At 58.1% G+C, this 15,779-nt stretch carries 16 protein-coding genes and 2 tRNA genes; 3 read left to right on the forward strand and 15 right to left on the reverse strand.

Features of this window, described 5'->3' with window-relative positions; genetic code table 11:
• Nucleotide 1: 1 nt before the first annotated feature.
• The 9 genes from ACWBU6_RS21790 to ACWBU6_RS21830 form a co-directional block, all read right to left on the reverse strand.
• On the reverse strand, nucleotides 2-718 hold the full coding sequence (locus ACWBU6_RS21790; protein ID WP_452645449.1) for a hypothetical protein: 717 nt from the start codon (nucleotides 716-718) through the stop codon (nucleotides 2-4).
• Nucleotides 693-1,226, reverse strand: a complete 534-nt coding sequence (locus tag ACWBU6_RS21795; protein WP_452645450.1) for a hypothetical protein — start codon at nucleotides 1,224-1,226, stop codon at nucleotides 693-695. Before ACWBU6_RS21795 ends, ACWBU6_RS21790 begins: the two co-directional genes overlap by 26 nt.
• Nucleotides 1,223-1,366 (reverse strand): hypothetical protein, encoded by a 144-nt coding sequence (locus ACWBU6_RS21800; protein WP_452645451.1) that lies wholly within the window; start codon nucleotides 1,364-1,366, stop codon nucleotides 1,223-1,225. The genes ACWBU6_RS21795 and ACWBU6_RS21800 overlap by 4 nt, the downstream gene beginning before the upstream one ends.
• 105 nt (nucleotides 1,367-1,471) lie before the next feature.
• Nucleotides 1,472-1,672, reverse strand: coding sequence for a hypothetical protein (locus tag ACWBU6_RS21805; protein ID WP_452645452.1), 201 nt, complete (start codon nucleotides 1,670-1,672; stop codon nucleotides 1,472-1,474).
• Nucleotides 1,673-1,730: 58 nt separating this feature from the next.
• Nucleotides 1,731-1,806: transfer RNA gene (locus ACWBU6_RS21810), tRNA-Asn, on the reverse strand.
• 52 nt (nucleotides 1,807-1,858) lie between these two features.
• Nucleotides 1,859-2,551 carry a DUF3334 family protein gene (locus ACWBU6_RS21815; protein ID WP_452645453.1) on the reverse strand — a complete coding sequence of 231 codons (693 nt, stop codon included), beginning with the start codon at nucleotides 2,549-2,551 and terminating at the stop codon, nucleotides 1,859-1,861.
• Between the two features lie 148 nt (nucleotides 2,552-2,699).
• A complete protein-coding gene (locus ACWBU6_RS21820) occupies nucleotides 2,700-3,749 on the reverse strand; it encodes a pectate lyase family protein (protein WP_452645454.1) in 1,050 nt (349 codons plus the stop codon).
• A gap of 122 nt (nucleotides 3,750-3,871) precedes the next feature.
• Entirely contained in the window at nucleotides 3,872-4,336 is a 465-nt protein-coding gene (locus tag ACWBU6_RS21825) for an XAC2610-related protein (RefSeq protein ID WP_452645455.1), read from the reverse strand.
• 10 nt (nucleotides 4,337-4,346) lie between these two features.
• Nucleotides 4,347-6,470 carry a hypothetical protein gene (locus tag ACWBU6_RS21830; RefSeq protein WP_452645456.1) on the reverse strand — a complete coding sequence of 708 codons (2,124 nt, stop codon included), beginning with the start codon at nucleotides 6,468-6,470 and terminating at the stop codon, nucleotides 4,347-4,349.
• A 413-nt stretch (nucleotides 6,471-6,883) separates the two neighbouring features.
• Between ACWBU6_RS21830 and ACWBU6_RS21835 the strand changes: the two genes are divergently transcribed.
• Nucleotides 6,884-7,465, forward strand: a complete 582-nt coding sequence (locus ACWBU6_RS21835) for an outer membrane beta-barrel protein (RefSeq protein WP_452645457.1) — start codon at nucleotides 6,884-6,886, stop codon at nucleotides 7,463-7,465.
• Nucleotides 7,466-7,631: 166 nt separating this feature from the next.
• Here ACWBU6_RS21835 and ACWBU6_RS21840 read toward each other — a convergent pair whose 3' ends face one another.
• Nucleotides 7,632-8,111: a hypothetical protein gene (locus ACWBU6_RS21840; protein WP_452645458.1), complete on the reverse strand. Its 480-nt coding sequence runs from the start codon at nucleotides 8,109-8,111 to the stop codon at nucleotides 7,632-7,634.
• Nucleotides 8,112-8,833: 722 nt separating this feature from the next.
• Here ACWBU6_RS21840 and ACWBU6_RS21845 point away from each other — a divergent pair.
• Nucleotides 8,834-9,328: a hypothetical protein gene (locus tag ACWBU6_RS21845; RefSeq protein ID WP_452645459.1), complete on the forward strand. Its 495-nt coding sequence runs from the start codon at nucleotides 8,834-8,836 to the stop codon at nucleotides 9,326-9,328.
• 304 nt (nucleotides 9,329-9,632) lie between these two features.
• On the opposite strand, the gene ACWBU6_RS21850 is transcribed toward ACWBU6_RS21845, so the two are convergent.
• Together ACWBU6_RS21850 and ACWBU6_RS21855 are read right to left on the reverse strand one after the other, a co-directional pair.
• A tRNA-Asn gene (locus ACWBU6_RS21850) sits at nucleotides 9,633-9,708 on the reverse strand.
• A 37-nt stretch (nucleotides 9,709-9,745) separates the two neighbouring features.
• Nucleotides 9,746-10,948: an amino acid aminotransferase gene (locus ACWBU6_RS21855; protein WP_452645460.1), complete on the reverse strand. Its 1,203-nt coding sequence runs from the start codon at nucleotides 10,946-10,948 to the stop codon at nucleotides 9,746-9,748.
• A 110-nt stretch (nucleotides 10,949-11,058) separates the two neighbouring features.
• Between ACWBU6_RS21855 and uvrB the strand changes: the two genes are divergently transcribed.
• Nucleotides 11,059-13,125 (forward strand): excinuclease ABC subunit UvrB, encoded by a 2,067-nt coding sequence (uvrB, locus tag ACWBU6_RS21860; protein ID WP_452645461.1) that lies wholly within the window; start codon nucleotides 11,059-11,061, stop codon nucleotides 13,123-13,125.
• A 172-nt stretch (nucleotides 13,126-13,297) separates the two neighbouring features.
• On the opposite strand, the gene ACWBU6_RS21865 is transcribed toward uvrB, so the two are convergent.
• From ACWBU6_RS21865 to ACWBU6_RS21875, 3 genes are all read right to left on the reverse strand, one after another.
• Entirely contained in the window at nucleotides 13,298-13,957 is a 660-nt protein-coding gene (locus ACWBU6_RS21865) for a peroxiredoxin (protein WP_057259507.1), read from the reverse strand.
• Between the two features lie 71 nt (nucleotides 13,958-14,028).
• Nucleotides 14,029-14,343, reverse strand: a complete 315-nt coding sequence (locus tag ACWBU6_RS21870; RefSeq protein WP_452645462.1) for a hypothetical protein — start codon at nucleotides 14,341-14,343, stop codon at nucleotides 14,029-14,031.
• Nucleotides 14,340-15,632 carry a hypothetical protein gene (locus tag ACWBU6_RS21875; RefSeq protein WP_452645463.1) on the reverse strand — a complete coding sequence of 431 codons (1,293 nt, stop codon included), beginning with the start codon at nucleotides 15,630-15,632 and terminating at the stop codon, nucleotides 14,340-14,342. The genes ACWBU6_RS21870 and ACWBU6_RS21875 overlap by 4 nt, the downstream gene beginning before the upstream one ends.
• Nucleotides 15,633-15,779 lie beyond the last annotated feature (147 nt).

Below are 15,779 nucleotides of genomic sequence, written 5' to 3' on the forward strand. Positions count from 1 at the left end.
CTCAGGCCCGCAACAGTTGCCGGTCGGCGGCGGTCTGCGGGCCAAGATGCTGTAAAGCGGATGGCGACAGCCGCTTTACAAGTTCGACGATACCGTCATCGTCATCCAGCAAGTTGATAAACGAAGCCAGCACCACCTTTTCGTCCGGCGAGTCGGCTTGCAGTGCCAGGTCGCGCGCAATGTCGCGCAAGCGCCATTGCAACTCCCGGCTTGCCACTTCTTTCTCAAACTGCAGGCGCTGGTCGGAGGCAGTGCCGAAAACCATCGGCTGCAGATAGGCATCGAGCCCGGTACTGACAAAGGCGCGCTGGATTTTGCGCACGCGCTCCAGCGTTGCGCGCAGCAGTTTGCAGGTTCGCTCGGATTTGGCGGCCGGGCCGTTGATCAGGCGCGCGCCGAGGGTGAGGATGGCTGCGATCCGGGCAAACAGCCCCGGCACGCTTTCGCCTCGCCTGCGCAGCGCCGCCGGTGCAGGGCCGGAATGCTGGTACTCACGCAAGGCGCCCGATACCGCCGCCAGCAGTTCCGGCGCCTGTTCGCCGGCAATGATCTTCAGCGCCAGTTCGGCGCGCTCCAGGGGATAGTCCTTCAGCAGCAAGCCGGCAATCATTTCCGCCACGCCGCCCGCCCAGCCGGCGCCGCTGATCTGCTGCCGGCCAATCTGGCGCGGATAATCCGTGCCATCGAAGCGCTCATGGCTTGGCCACGGTCCACCCAACGGATGGCGGGAACGATTCGGGCCGGTCGATCAGCATCTGGCCGGTGCGCGGATGAATCACGACACGAGCCCATTCATGCGGCTGCAAGCGCTGGCTGCGCACCAGGTAGCGTGGATCGACATACAGCTCGCCGATATCGTGCCGCGGGCCAGCCAGGCCGGCTGCCAACTGCTCCTGTTCCGTAAGGCGCAAGGTTTTCGCCATGCAGATCAAGAGCATGCTGACCAACACCGCGTGCTCCAGCGAGGGGCCGCCGGTCCTGTCGGAAGCAGTCAGCATCAGCGCCATGGCATAGCCGAATTCGAGTTGCCCCAGCATTTGCAACGGAGGAACCCCACCGCCCGGCACACTGCGCAACAGGCCGGCCACAGGCGCACTGACATCGGCCAGACGCTCGGCCACTTGCGCAACCGCCTTTGCGTCAACGCCATCGGCGCCCCGGATTGAGGCCTCGAATGGCCGCAGCAGCTTATGCGCGATCAGCTTCGCGCGCAGGGCCCGCGTCACGCGCGTGCCTTGGACACCAGCTTCATGCCGCGCACATCAAGGATATCGACAATGACTTCTACCGACATCTGCTCCGCAACATCCATCACCTTGTCCAGATAATGGGCATTCACAAGGGAGGGATGGGGCGCGGCACTCATTGTCAAATTCCTGTTGCAATAACTTCACAAAGCTATCGCATCACAAGTTTCCTTGCGGGACCATTTATCTCCTTTTGATAACCATGCAAAGATGTCGGAACGACCTTATGCCAAGGCCTCCTTCGCAGCCTCTTCCGGCGTGAGACCGTCATAGAACAGGTCCGTGAACCATTCGATTTGCTCTTCAATATGATCCTGGGCCTGCTCTACTGTGGCACCGCCCTTGACCAAATAGCCTTCAACCTCGATGCACCACTGGATCAACTCCAGGGTTTCCGGATCGAGTTCTTCCTTCTTTTTTGCCATATCAATCTCCCGCGCAAAGCAAAAAGCCCAACCGGATGGCTGGGCTTTTCAATAATTCTGGCTCCCCGACCTGGACTCGAACCAGGGACCTGCGGATTAACAGTCCGTCGCTCTACCGACTGAGCTATCAGGGAAAAGAGGCAATATTATATCTGCCGTTCCGGCTTTTGCAAAGCCTATTTTAAATCACATGCCAAGTGACTTCAAAAGTTCATCGGCATCATCCGCCGAGGTCGCCTGGGCCGGGGCGGCAGCTGCCGCTTTGGCTGCCTGCTCACGCTCCAGCAGTGCATCCGGGTCTTCGACTTCAGTCTTCTCGAAATCGTGCAATTTAATAAACTCCGTGCGGTCGATCGCCAGCTCGAGGTAGAAGATGTTGTTCCGCTCGGTGAAGAAGGACACGCGGCGCATTTCCGGGCGATCGAGCGGGGTATCGACGCTCAGCGTCACCTGCTTGTTCAGCACCAGCATCTTCGGCTGGTTCTGCGTGATATTGGTATGCAGCTCGCTGCGCACCTTGCCGGTGAAGTCGCCCACGATCTGGTTCATCAGCTCGCCCATGATGTTGGCCACTTCGTCGGAAGTGAAGGAGCTGGCCAGTTCGGACTTCGGCATGCCCATGCTGAGCATGTAGCGCTCGTAAATCTCCATCGCCGCCTCAGCCGAGAAATTCAGCACGACCAGGCCGGTGAAGCCGCCGTCGAACAGCACGAAGCAGCCGATATCGGGTTTCAGGCCGACCTTGGTGATGCGCTGCACCATGGCCGAGTAGGTAATCCGGCTTTGCGAGGCCACGTTCAGCACGCGGGTGACCGACGAGCACAGGGTGGTCAGCAGGTCTTCGGTGCCGTACACCACCCGTTCTTCTTTTGTAATCATTCTTCAGATGCTCCGGATTAAATCTAATGGATAACTTGAAGAATAACTGATTCCACCCCAAAAGCAAAAATGGTTATATGCAGCATTTCAACATATGGTCTCATTCTTGCAATGAAGTTGCCGCCGCAGCGCGCGGCGGCACGCTTGCTTACCGGGCCAGGTTGGTGCGCGCGCCCGCAGTCGCGATAGCCTTGGCTTTCACATCCACCCCGGCAATCGGCGTATAGGCATAGCCGGTCGGGCCGTAGGACTGGGTGCTGCCCCAGTTGGTCGCGTTCACCGCTCCGCTAGGCGTATCCCAGGTGATGCCGCTGCCCACATGGTTATTGCGCAGCTCCCAGTAACCGATACGGCTGCTGTCGCGCGAGGTGACCGGGTTCTTTACATTCTCGAAGTAATTCGCTTCGATCAGCGAAACGCCATCCATGCGCACATTGATGCCGGATGTTTTCACGTCATTGAAGTAATTGTTGAAGATGTGCGTCATGCCGAAGCGTTGCAGCGGCAGGCGCGCCTTGACATGCTCGAAGCGGTTGTTGTGGTAGGTGGTACGGGCATTCGCATTGGCGGTGTCGCTGTCGCTATATCCGTTCAGCGCCACCTTCTGGTAGTTGTAGACGTGGTTGTACGAAACCGTGATGTGGTGCGCGCCCTTCTTCATGTCGATCCCACCATCGAATGACGCATCGCCGGCGCCAGGGCAGGAAGTCAGCGAAGCGAAGATAGTATTGTGGTCGATCCAGATATTGCTTGGCTGGCCCGACGACATGCCCTCGATCGAAATCGAATCGGCCGCTTCCCCGCCCTGCAGCAGGCCGATCATCATGTTCTGCACGATCACGTTGTGCGCATTGCCGGCAATATGGATGCCGAAATTGGCGCTCGAATCGCTGGCGCCGATAAGGGTGATGTTGCTCTTGTTCTTGATCTCGAGCGTCTGCGCCGGCTTTTGCCACTGCGCGCACACGTTGGTAATGGTGTTGTAATCGAACTTGCCGGTGTACCTCAGAACCAGGCCGGAGTTATCGGTGTAGGCATTGATCTTCGCCTGGGCCTCGGCCAGCGTGGCCACATTGACCGGCGTCTTACTCCCGCCACCAGTAGTGGCCGCGCCATACCCGACCGGCGCGGCCACCGCAGACGCCGCTGCCGCGACTGCGGCCGCCAGGAACACCACCTTGAGCTGTTTAACTTTCATGCGCTTGCCTCCTGTGCTTTCTGGTTTAAGGAGAGCACAGGATGCATTTATTCCAACAGCGCGTCAATTGGCCGGACCAAAATACAACATTCGGACTTACCAAATAATTTTGGACTGACCAATCAATACTTCGCCTTGCAGGTCCGGAACTGGTTGTCCACAAAGTAGGAGTTGGTGAGGGTCTTCCGGGACTTGTTGACCACAAGGTTGATGAATTCATCGCCGCATCGCGGCGCCAGCGGCACAAACTTCTTCTCCTTCGGGGAGTAGACATAGACAAGCGAAATCTCGTACGTCCCCATGCCATCGTCGGTGTGGGAAATGGAGAAGTCCTTATAACCGTCGAAGTTGTAATCCTCGACCTTGACGCGCAATTTCTTCTCCGTTTCAACCGCAATCGTTTCAGCCACCTGCACTCCCGGGCCTTCAATATTGAGCTCGACCTCCTGGACCTTTACCGTCAATACGGCCTGCACTCCCTTGGTGGGCGCGAACTCAGTCCGGCCGGGATCGGCCGCTTGGGCACAAGCATTTGCCGCCCCGCTGGCCGCGGCGATTGCCAACATAGTGGCGATAAACTTCATCATTCCCTGCATATCAAGTCCTTGAAAAATTCACTGTGATAGCCGACTTCGGTGCCGGCAGGGTAATCTGACGCGTTACGTCGACCGATACATCTTCAGTCAGGTAGCGCATCAGGTAAGCAGAATAGGCCTGACGCTCGTAATAGCCATTGCCGCCGCCGTTGACCAGGCGATTGACCTGCCCGACGACCGCAGTTGTAAACGCCGCATCGCACGCGCGGTTGATATTGGTGTGCCCTCCGAAATGCTTACTGACCCAGTAATAGCCCCCGGAGTCGCAGGCCGAATGCGGATCTTCCCCGATGAAGTCCGGATCAAAGCGCGGGCTCCACGTGATCTGGGTTCCGCCATCGTTTGGATTGGCGAGGTAATGCCGGGAAGTCGCGGTAATTCGTGGCGAGGCGGGCGTAAGGCGCTCGACATAAGCACCCGTATGGTTCGGCAACGCGCGGAACTCTCCATACTCCTTGTAATTGCCGGCCCAGGTAAGCTGCATGATCCCGCGCCCATAGAAGGCCGTGTAGTACTGGGTCGCCGGATTGGCAGTCGAAGTCTGACCGTAATACCACTCGTGCATCAGGCGGCACATATTGCCCCCGCTCCGCCATTGCGCGGTCTCCAGCGTGACCTGCGCGAGGAAAATTGCCAGGCGCTTACGACTGAAGCCAATATAGCGGCGAACGCAAACGTTCAACGGAATCCGGTGCGTAGCCAGGCGGTTCGTCGCAGCCTGCCGCGTCAGGGTATAAGTCGCTCCCGCAGTCGTGATCGCGGTACGCGGATTGCCACTGCCCGTGTAGAACATGTGCTTCGGCAAGGTCAACGCCATCTCGGCCTCACTAAGCCAGCTGCACTGGCGCATGTGCGCGATGAATTCCTGCGGGTGGAAATGCCAGTGCGCACCACGCAACGGCACCGGCAAGTCGGCTGCGGGAACAGTCAGCGCGCTGACATGCTGCTGGAATGTGGCCCAGTCTTCGGCGGAAAGACCGACGTCCGGATCGGTTTGCAGCCATCCCCAGCGCGCGGCGATGGTGTCGCGATTCCACTCGCTTGGAAATTTGCAGACGGTACGTGACAGTGCTTTTCGTACGGCCGGCAACGACATCTGGCGGATCAGTTCATCGCGCGTCAAGCGTCCATCGGCATTCGCCGCGTCCTCGATGCGCGCTACCAGCAGCGAGGAATTGCTTTGGCTGTTATCGTCAACGTCATCATCGATGAACTTCCAGCCGCGCCAATGGGGGAAATCGGCATCGCTAAACTTGAAGACGTTCTCCGCATTGAGATTTACCCAGCCACTGCCGCCGGGATAATTGACCTGGCGCCAGTGCGGCGTAGTCGCCGGTGTCAGCGCATCGGGACCGATTGTCCGGCCAAATCGCAGCAGGTCGTACACCGCACTGATCGTCGGCCGCGCCCCCGTTGCAGGAAAAGCCTCCCTGATGGCTGTGGCGCGTATCAGCAATTCATATTCGGCATCGGCTACCCTGATCTCGGCAGCTCCAACAGTCGCGCCATTCGGCTGGTATGTCGTAAAGGTGGCGTCGCCGGGATGATTGCCATCGCCTTCGCCAAAGCGGATACCAACGATCAGGGGATCCGTCGACGTGTGTGCCGCAGCTGCAGTTGGCGTAGTTAGATTGGCCGCTGGCTCGTTCTGAAAGAATCCCGTCCCCGCCGGAAGGTAGTAATAGATCTCGCCGTAGACCGCATCGCGCCGTCCATTCGCCGTGACTGCCAGGTCGCCGGTGATTCGCCCGGCAAGCTTGCGCAAGGCGTCATCGTCGCACAGGATTTCCACATGTACGTGATCGGCCGCGCCATACACCCTGCCCGCCGCGCCAATTTCGTCCTTGCGCGAAATACGCCTTTGCGCTGGCGTCGCAGTTCCATCGGCCACGCGCCCACAGGCTGCACTGAGTGAAGAAAGATGGGCGATGAGCGAGTAAAACGTCACGTCCGTCGCATTGGCCCCCTCGCCTATGTCGGTGGTGTGGCGGATGATGACCATGCCGTTGTCGGTCCACGCCGGCGCTTCTCCATAGGGATTGTAATTCTGCGCATGGGCAGCGTCCGTGCTGGCTGCAGCCGGCCGGCGCGCGAACACAATCTCGCCGTCGGCAATGGCGCGCACTGGCAGCACTGGCGTCGCAGTCGGCACATGCACATGTGTTCCACCGTGCCATCCGAGGTTCAGGCTGACCGGGAAACTGCCTTCCGGGACCGACGTCCCGGGACAATTTGTTGCCGCCACGGGCAACGCGCTCTCAACATATGTGCGATCCGCGACTCCTGCAGCGCGGGCGGGTAAGAATGGAGGACTGATCAGCATCGTGCGCGGCAATCTCTATTGCGAGAATGAATGGTTATTCTTCTCGCAACTTTACCGCAAACAACTATTCGCGCGCACACTATTGAACCCGAGCCTCAAGAGAGCCACTCCCGTTCAACTTTTAATAATCAAGTTTTCCATCTAATAAATCAGTTGCCATTTGGAAATCCTTCAAGTTAGACTCCGGCCTCCTTAAGTCCTAAACCTTTGTAAGCATGAAAAAGTTTGTATTCGCAATCACCACCCTCCTCGCAACCATGGGCGCGGCCCAGGCCCAAACTCAAACCACCGAGCCTCCGTTGCGCTTCCTGGTAGGTACCGGGGTGAGCCACGGCGGTGACACCCTCGTCACCGCCGAATATGAAAGCGGCTGGTCGCGCGACGTCAAGGCCGGCGGCCTGGTCTATTTCACCTTCGGTGCAAACTACCGCCTGGATGAAGAGTTCTCGATTCAGGGCACCCTCAACTATCACGTTGACGACGCCAGCGCCAGAAACGGCAAACTCAAGTTCGAGCGTTTCCCGGTTGAAGTGCTGGGCTACTACCACATGAACGAAAACTGGCGCCTCGGTGGCGGCCTGCGTTACATCAAGAGCGCCAAGCTGAGCAGCGACGGCGATGCTCCAGACGTAGGCGGCAAGTCCGACAGCACCCTGAGCGGCGTGGTGGAAGTCGAATACTTCTTCATCCCGCGAGTCGGCATGAAAATGCGCTATGTAAAGGAAAAATTCAAGGCCCCGGGCAAGCGCGATGTGAAAGCCGACCACTTCGGCATCTCCGGCAATTTCTACTTCTGATAACCAGAAGCTGGGCTTTCCTCCGGAAGAAAACGCCGGCCCTGGTGGCCGGCGTTTTCATTTCCGCCCGCCTGCGCGCATGGCCCGGCCCGGAAACAAAGAATTCCCAGCCGAACCAATGCGGGCCTTTCTTTGGGATTAAAAGCTCTGCGGACCTGGCAACCGGTTATCGCGTATTAAGGCAGGATGCAACTGGACGCTGTACCGGTATCGAGACATTGTCCCCTTCGCTAATGTCGACGATTTTGGTCGCACATGAATTTCCATGGAGTTCGAGTTTTGCTGCATATGTGCGACCATTTTGAGGAACGAATTGAACCATGCTAGAACAGCTGCTCAAACAAACTGTCGTACCGCACCCGCCAGCTCCGCCGACGGCCCAGTGCTGAGCTACGTAGACAGCTTTGTCCGACGGCACTGTAGCCTGCGCTTCACGACCGCTCATCCAGGACATCGTGCCCACTTTCCCGGAGTGCTCGCCAGGCTGACACTTATCATTATCGAACCAATAAGCGCCAATTCCTTCAATTCCCTGAGCTGGCCCGAATTTTAGCAATGCGTGCGGAATATTGTCGGGAATAGGCTTGGCTGACGTTGCACAACCAGTTACCAACGCCAATGCAAACATGGGCAACCACAATTTCATCTTCTCTATCCTCAGAATGTTTCGAAAATTTCTAAAATCACAAAACTCGAGTATAAGTGCTCGCGCCCCCCCCTGGACAGGCCTCGGCATTAACGAAGAATGAGGTGCGGGGATGAGATTGCTAGTTTGGTGCATCAATTTGCAACATTCTGGTCGTTTGCTCGCCGAATTGGCCCACTCAAATTGACCCGTCTTCCATTGCCTAGTGAACGCTGCATGAGCCGCCATATCCCAAGGACGGATACGTCCGGATGGCTTGATACCCCAGGACGAGTGCTTTTCTGAGTAATTTAAACCTCGGCAACTTAGCGGTGCAGTGTGGCACTTAGCTCGGTCACGTAGTCACGCTTGACGATGCAAACGTCACGAAGACTGAGTAACGGTGATTATTTTGGTGGCGTAGCTGGGCTTGGATAACGAAACCCAGCCCTCATCTACCAACGTGGTCACTCCCTGATTGGGCATCTGGGCTGCTAGGGAGGACAGGCCCAAGCGACGGATCAAGGGATAATGGCGGTGCAAGGCGCGAGTGTTTGGCAAAATGCGAACGGAATTTTGCCGCGAGGGTCCCTTATTGCAATGCAATGTTCGGGCCTACCGGAGTTGCTCCAAACCCGGAAAAGTATGAACAATGTAAAAAGGAAGCAATTGATGAGGCTTTCGCCTGCAATGAAAAATGCTTCAAAGATCATCCGTGTAACTGACACTAGATTGGAAATACCATGACTGAAAATCGCAATGGAAAGGTCAGCCTACAATTGGATTTTGACTTTGAGGCTGAGAGCGTTCTTGTATCCCACCTCGAAGGCGAAAACCCGGTCGAAAGTCGGAAGAATCCGCTGCTAACTCTTGGCTTTGCTGAACTAAAGGGCGATTCGGCAGACCCGAAGTTGTTCGAGAAGATCATCTTTGGGACTTGCATTCACTTGCTTCACCCTGAAAATCACCAAGGAATCACCGCCTCTGAGTGGGACGATTTTTTGGCAGGGCTCCGCGAAGAGGCTGAACTCGGGGATGCCGAAGCAGCGCTCCGATATGCCACTGCGCTAGCGCAATACGCTTTAATTTCGAGGGACGAACATTTGCTCGATGAGGCCGAAATTTTTTATGCGACTGCCGCAAAAAAGAATTCGTCCCGCGCCAAAGCGTATCTGTCAGGTCCTTGGCAATTCACTAAAGATTTTTACCGCGAAAAAATTAGAACAGAGGGTATCTAAGGACTCGCTCCGGCACGGGTTCGATTTTTGAATTAGGCACTCACAAGCTGGCGCGCCGCTTTCATTGTACGGTCGCAGGAGTGAACAAATTTAACCTCGGGTAATGCATCCTTGGCTCGCTCAAGGCTTCAAACCACAACGGCATTGCTGTAGCCCTGCTGCCGCAACGTGGCCCTGGACATGCCATCCTCCATCCAGCCCCCTCAACGACGCCCTCCACGGCCCACTAAGCGCAAATAAACGGCCCCTGAAAAGCAAAAACCCAACCGGGTTAGGGCTGGGTTCTTGGCATACTACGGAATTCTGGCTCCCCGACCTGGACTCGAACCAGGGACCTGCGGATTAACAGTCCGTCGCTCTACCGACTGAGCTATCAGGGATCATTCTCTGACCGCGTTGCGATCAGAGAGCAGCATATTAAAGTACCTTGGCGATGGCGTCAACCACCACATCAATATTCTTCGAATTCAGCGCTGCGACGCAGATACGGCCGGTGTCCACAGCGTAGATCGACTGTTCGCGCAGCTTGCCAACCTGCTCCTTGGTCAGGCCGGAGTACGAGAACATGCCGACCTGCTCACGCACGAAGTCGAAGTCGTGGCCGGGAGCCTTGACCTTCAGCTTCTGCACGAAGGCTTCGCGCATTTCCTTGATGCGCACGCGCATACCGGCCAGTTCGTCTTCCCACATCTGGCGCAGTTCAGGGGTCGCCAGGGCGGTTGCCACGACCTTGCCGCCGTGGACCGGTGGATTGGAATAGTTGGTGCGCACCACGCGCTTCAGTTGCGACAACAGGCGTGCCGCCTCTTCGGCGGAGGAAGCCACCACGCTCAGGGCGCCCACGCGCTCGCCGTACAGCGAGAAGGACTTGGAGAAGGAGTTCGACACCAGCAGCGCCACACCGGTAGCGGCGAAGCGGCGCACCACGGCGCCGTCTTCCGCGATGCCGGCACCGAAGCCCTGGTATGCCATGTCCAGGAACGGCACCAGGCCGCCTGCGACGACAGCGGCAATCACCTCATCCCACTGGGACTGGGTCAGGTCGGCGCCGGTCGGATTGTGGCAGCAAGCGTGCAGCACGACGATGGAACCGCGCGGCATGGCCTTCAGCGCAGCCAGCATGGCGGCGAAATTCACGCCATGGGTGGTCTCGTCGTAGTAGGCGTAGTTGTTGACCTTGAAACCGGCGCTCTCGAACAGGGCGCGGTGGTTTTCCCAGCTTGGGTTGCTGATGTAAACCTCGGATTCCGGCGAGAAGCGCTTCAGGAAGTCGGCGCCGATTTTCAGCGCGCCGGTGCCGCCCAGTGCCTGGACGGTCACTGCACGTTTCTCTTGAATTACGGCGCTGTCGGCACCAAATACCAGCTCTTGTACAGCCTTGTCGTAAGCTGCCAGGCCTTCAATCGGCAGGTAGGTGCGCGGGGCGTGCTGTTCGATCAGGATTGCTTCCGCTTTTTCTACGCACTTCAGCAGCGGCACTTTGCCATTGTCGTCATAATAGACGCCTACGCCCAGGTTGATTTTCGCTGGGTTAGTGTCTGCATTGAAGGCTTCGGTGATGCCGAGGATCGGGTCGCGCGGGGCCATCTCGATGGCGCTGAAAACGGAAGAGTTCGTCATGGTCAGATTGGTAACGTTTTGGGGCGGGCAGATGCAAGAACAAGCCGGCACCCGAACAAAATCCGGTCGGGGCCGCCGACAATCGCATATTCTATCAAAGGTCTGCATTAATGTCTGATTCCCAAAATACGGGTGCCCCGGCACCGGAAGTGATCACTTTCCCGGATTCGCTTTACCGGCTGCACCAGCCCTTCCCTCCCGCCGGCGACCAGCCGACTGCCATTGATGGCTTGTGTGAAGGGATTGAAGACGGTTTGTCGTTCCAGACCCTGCTCGGTGTGACGGGGTCCGGCAAGACCTACACCATGGCCAATGTGATCGCGCGCATGGGCCGTCCGGCCATCGTTTTCGCACCGAACAAGACTCTGGCGGCGCAGCTGTATTCCGAATTCCGTGAGTTCTTCCCGGAGAACGCGGTCGAGTACTTTGTGTCGTACTACGATTACTATCAACCGGAAGCCTACGTGCCACAGCGCGACCTGTTCATTGAAAAGGACTCGTCGATCAATGAGCACATCGAACAGATGCGCCTGTCCTGTACCAAGTCGCTGATGGAGCGGCGCGACGTGGTGATCGTGGCTACCGTGTCGGCCATTTATGGTATCGGTAATCCGAACGAATACCATCAGATGATCCTGACGCTGCGTGCCAAAGACCGTGTGTCGCAGCGCGATATCATCGCGCGCCTGATCCAGATGCAGTACACGCGCAATGAAATGGACTTCGGCCGCGGCACCTTCCGCGTGCGCGGCGACACCATCGACATCTTCCCCGCCGAACACGCCGACCTGGCAGTGCGCCTTGAGATGTTCGATGACGAACTGGAGACGATCCAGCTCTTCGACCCGCTGACCGGCAAGGTCAAACAGAAGATCCCGCGTTTCACCGTCTATCCTGGTTCGCACTACGTGACGCCGCGCGCCACCGTGCTGCGCGCGATCGAGACCATCAAGGAGGAACTGCGAGAGCGCCTGGAGTTCTTCCGCCGCGAGAACAAGCTGATTGAAGAGCAGCGCCTGGAACAGCGTACGCGCTTTGACCTTGAGATGATGTCGGAAGTGGGATTCACCAAGGGCATCGAGAACTATTCGCGCCATCTGTCCGGCGCCAAACCGGGCGACCCGCCGCCCACACTGGTTGACTACCTGCCGCGCGACGCGCTGATGTTCCTGGACGAGTCGCACGTGCTGATCGGCCAGCTTTCGGCCATGTACAACGGCGACCGCTCGCGCAAGACAAACCTGGTGGATTACGGCTTCCGCCTCCCTTCGGCACTGGATAACCGCCCGCTGAAGTTTGAGGAATTCGAGTCGAAGATGCGGCAGACGGTTTTCGTCTCCGCTACCCCCGCCGAATACGAGAAAAAGAACGCCGGCGCCGTGGTCGAACAGGTGGTGCGCCCAACCGGCCTGGTCGACCCGCAAGTCATTGTGCGCCCTGCCCGCACCCAGGTCGATGACCTGCTGGGCGAGATCAATGACCGCATCGAAAAGAATGAACGCGTGCTGGTCACTACGCTGACCAAGCGCATGGCGGAACAGCTCACCGAATACCTGGGCGACCATGGCATCAAAGTGCGCTACCTGCATAGCGATGTCGATACCGTGGAACGCGTGGAAATCCTGCGCGACCTGAGGATCGGCACGTTTGATGTGCTGGTGGGGATTAACCTGCTGCGCGAGGGCCTGGACTTGCCGGAGGTGTCACTGGTGGCGATCCTGGATGCGGACAAGGAAGGCTTCCTGCGTTCGGAGCGTTCGCTGATCCAGACCATTGGCCGTGCGGCACGTAACCTGAACGGGGTGGCGCTGCTTTACGCTGACAATATCACCGATTCGATGAAGCGGGCGATCGATGAAACCGAGCGTCGCCGGGCCAAGCAGATCGCCTATAACGAGAAGATGGGCATTGTGCCGCGTGGTGTGAAGAAGATCATCAAGGATATGATCGATGGCGTCTACAGCGCCGCGGCGCGCGAACAGCTTGAGGTGGCCGAAGAGGCGGCGAAGTATGAGGCGATGAGCGAGAAGCAGATCAGCAAGGAGATCAAGCGGCTCGAGAAGCTTATGCTCGAGCATGCGAAGAACCTGGAGTTCGAAAAGGCGGCGCAGGTGCGGGATCAGTTGCACCATCTCAAAGAGCAGCTGTTTGGGGCGCCGGGGGCTGATGCGCTTTAAAACCGGTAAACCAGGGGCTGACCCGCTGGGTCAGACCCTGTCTGCGCAGCGGCCTGGGGTTTCGCTTCTGCGCCGTTGACCTTCATCGAAAATCAAAGGCTTTGAACCCAAGCCCGCGGCTGCGAAACCGTTGGGGGTCTGACCCTGCGGGTCAGACACCGGTTTGCCGGTTTCAGGAAGGCTGCTTAACGATACGCAAATATGGCTTCGGCGCCTTCCACCCGCCCGGGAACAGATTCTTCGCATCATCATCGCTGACCGAGCCAGCGATAATCACATCCTCACCATCCTTCCAGTTTACCGGCGTGGCCACCTTGTGCTTGGCAGTCAGCTGCATCGAATCCAGCACGCGCAGGATCTCGTCGAAGTTACGCCCGGTCGTCATCGGATAAGTCAGCATCAGCTTGATCTTCTTGTCCGGGCCAACGATGAACACCGAACGCACGGTGGCATTGGTGGCAGCGGTGCGGCCGTCCGAAGTGCCAGGCTCTTCTGCCGGCAGCATGTTGTACAGCTTTGCCACTTGCAGGTCCGTATCGCCAATCATCGGATAATTCACCTTGGCGCCCTGGGTTTCTTCAATGTCGCTAGCCCACTTGCTGTGGTTTTCGACCGGGTCGATCGACAAGCCGATGATCTTGGTATTCCGCTTGGTGAACTCCGGCTCGATCTTGGCCATGTAGCCCAGTTCAGTGGTGCAGACCGGCGTGAAATCTTTTGGATGCGAGAACAGGACGGCCCACTGGTCGCCAATCCACTCATGGAAATCGATTGGGCCTTTGGTAGTCTGGGCTTTGAAGTTTGGTGCGGTATCGTTGATGCGCAGGGACATGACAGCTCCTTTAATGATTGGCATGGCGGGATCATTATCCTGCCATGCCGTCATTATCGAAGCAACATGTTTTAGTCCAGGAGTTTTCCTATCGCGGAGATGCCATCTCCGATCAGATCGATGACATCTATTCCCGCCGATACGCCTTCGGCGATACTCGAAACCTGGCTACCGCCCGCCTGCGAGCTTGGCGGGGCTGGCTGCGCAAGGCGCCTGCGGGCCTCTTCCATTCGGGCGTGCTCCGCGTTACGTTGCGCAATCTGCTCAGGTGAAAGCCTTGCCTCGGCCGGCAAGTCAACGCCGCAGTACAGACAGCGCGCAACGCTGCGATTCAGCACGCCGCGGTTGCAACCGACGCAGCGGAATTGCGGCTCGACGTCGTTCATGCCGCCCGGTCCTGCGCAAGTACAGAACCCACCAGGTCACCTTGCGACACCAGCGACGAGCGGCCCTGGGCATCCAGTGCAAACAGGCCGCGGCCATTGCTGTAGACGATGGTGCCGTTCGGTGTGATATCGAACGAACTCACATTGCTGGCCACCACGGACTCGCCTCCGCTCCGCATGCGGCGCATCAACTGCCACGACGAGGGCACCAGCGAAGGAACGCCGCCAATGCTGGCTTCCCGGCGCAACGCACGTTCGGCATCGATGCGCTTGCCCTGCAGGACGATATCCTTCATGTCGGCCTGCATCGGCATGCCGCTCGCACCCGTCAGCGGCTTGCGCGAGTACATCAGCGAGAAGAAATTCAGGTAATGGAATACTGCGCGCAACAATCGGAATGGGAAGAACAGCGTGTCGAGCGCCACATTCCCGGCGTTGTACTGCGGCGGTTCATAAGGGCGGCGAATGAAGAACAGCGCACCATCCGGCGCCACGCGCGGCGACAGGAAATCGTAGCGCGGATCTTCCAGCACAGGAGTAATGCGGCCGGTCGCAGTATTCAATTCCTGCAGCGTCACATGTCCCGTCGCAGCCCAGCCACCATGCTGGTCACGCCCAATGGCTGCCGACTGGTAGATCACCGTGGACTCATCGCCCGGCACCGGCGTAGGCGCGGAATCGATCGTGTCGCCGCCAGTCAGTTCACGCAGGCCATCGCCATTGCTGCGCATGGTCGCGATATGGCTGACGCCACCGAGCGCTCGCAAGGTGCAAACGATGGTCTCGCCGGAAGGCGACAGGCACAGGTCATCTAACTGCAATTGCTGGCGGTGCAGCAATCGTTCTTCATGCCCGCTGGCGATATCGTAGGAAAACAGCCCGCCCATGCCGTGATCGGCCTGGAAGTACAGCAGCTTGCCAGCGCCGGTGAAGAGCGCCGACGAGATCAGGAATGGATCGCTGTGCCGGTCGAAATCCCGGTAGTTGCCCTGCGCAGCGACACCAAAGGCAGTGTCCTTTTTCCACGCATTCTTTTCGCGGCTGCGCTCCGCGCGGTCCATCGCCTGCTGCGCATAAGGACTGGCGATCTCCTGCACTGCGCCGTAACCGCCCTGCACGAACAGCTTGCCGTTGGAGACCCAGCCGATTTGCACCGGCGGCGCATCGCCGTCCATGGCTTGCGCTGGCGCCGGGCCTTGCGTACCGGCCGGTTGTACGTACTGGTTGGTCGACTTGTAGAACAGCATAACCAACAGCACAACGATTCCCAATATGATCAGGACGTGCATGCATCACCTTCATTGTGGAGCCGCAGGGGCGGCAAACTCGGATGATTATATTGCCATTGCCTGCCAGAAAAAGTCACGAAAATTCACAATGAGGCATCCCGCATCAAGGCCGCTCGCCGACTCAAACAAGACCGGATAGCGCCGACG

The sequence above is a fragment of the Pseudoduganella sp. HUAS MS19 genome, assembly GCF_053615455.1.

Coding starts and splice junctions, on each gene's coding strand:
- ACWBU6_RS21815 (WP_452645453.1), bottom strand. CDS start 2,551: ATGATTACAAAAGAAGAACGGGTGGTGTACGGCACCGAAGACCTGCTG.
- ACWBU6_RS21800 (WP_452645451.1), bottom strand. CDS start 1,366: ATGAGTGCCGCGCCCCATCCCTCCCTTGTGAATGCCCATTATCTGGAC.
- ACWBU6_RS21825 (WP_452645455.1), bottom strand. CDS start 4,336: ATGATGAAGTTTATCGCCACTATGTTGGCAATCGCCGCGGCCAGCGGG.
- ACWBU6_RS21835 (WP_452645457.1), top strand. CDS start 6,884: ATGAAAAAGTTTGTATTCGCAATCACCACCCTCCTCGCAACCATGGGC.
- ACWBU6_RS21805 (WP_452645452.1), bottom strand. CDS start 1,672: ATGGCAAAAAAGAAGGAAGAACTCGATCCGGAAACCCTGGAGTTGATC.
- ACWBU6_RS21855 (WP_452645460.1), bottom strand. CDS start 10,948: ATGACGAACTCTTCCGTTTTCAGCGCCATCGAGATGGCCCCGCGCGAC.
- ACWBU6_RS21820 (WP_452645454.1), bottom strand. CDS start 3,749: ATGAAAGTTAAACAGCTCAAGGTGGTGTTCCTGGCGGCCGCAGTCGCG.
- ACWBU6_RS21865 (WP_057259507.1), bottom strand. CDS start 13,957: ATGTCCCTGCGCATCAACGATACCGCACCAAACTTCAAAGCCCAGACT.
- ACWBU6_RS21845 (WP_452645459.1), top strand. CDS start 8,834: ATGACTGAAAATCGCAATGGAAAGGTCAGCCTACAATTGGATTTTGAC.
- ACWBU6_RS21840 (WP_452645458.1), bottom strand. CDS start 8,111: ATGAAATTGTGGTTGCCCATGTTTGCATTGGCGTTGGTAACTGGTTGT.
- ACWBU6_RS21875 (WP_452645463.1), bottom strand. CDS start 15,632: ATGCACGTCCTGATCATATTGGGAATCGTTGTGCTGTTGGTTATGCTG.
- uvrB (WP_452645461.1), top strand. CDS start 11,059: ATGTCTGATTCCCAAAATACGGGTGCCCCGGCACCGGAAGTGATCACT.
- ACWBU6_RS21870 (WP_452645462.1), bottom strand. CDS start 14,343: ATGAACGACGTCGAGCCGCAATTCCGCTGCGTCGGTTGCAACCGCGGC.